This window comes from Trinickia dabaoshanensis, from assembly GCF_002879885.1.
In the GTDB taxonomy this organism is placed as follows: domain Bacteria; phylum Pseudomonadota; class Gammaproteobacteria; order Burkholderiales; family Burkholderiaceae; genus Trinickia; species Trinickia dabaoshanensis.
The window spans coordinates 1-447 of record NZ_PNYA01000087.1; the positions used below are offsets into that span (position 1 = coordinate 1).

Below are 447 nucleotides of genomic sequence, written 5' to 3' on the forward strand. Positions count from 1 at the left end.
GCTGTGGATCAACGATGCACTGATGGCGGTGTTCTTTTTGCTGGTGGGGCTGGAGGTCAAACGTGAACTGGTGATCGGTTCGCTTGCCAGCCGACAGCGCGCGGCGTTTCCGGTGATCGCGGCAATTGGCGGGATGGTCGTTCCGGCGCTGCTTTTCCTCGCGTTTGCGTGGCAGGATCCGGTTGCGCGTGACGGCTGGGCGATCCCGGCCGCGACGGACATCGCGTTTGCGCTCGGCGTTTTAGCCCTGCTTGGCAGCCGTGTGCCGACCGCACTCAAAATTTTCCTGATGGCGCTGGCGATTATTGATGACCTGGGCGCTATCGTGATTATCGCGTTGTTCTACACCAGCGATCTGTCTGTTCTGTCGCTGAGCGTGGCGGCCGTGGCTATTGCGGTGCTGGCGTTGCTGAACATCTTCAATGTCCGACGCACGGGTATTTATAT

Annotated in this window: 1 protein-coding gene; it reads left to right on the forward strand. The window is 59.5% G+C overall.

Translation table 11 applies throughout. The features are described from left to right. Positions 1–447: Na+/H+ antiporter NhaA (locus tag C0Z18_RS32490; RefSeq protein WP_199189610.1), on the forward strand; the 447-nt coding region annotated here is incomplete at both ends.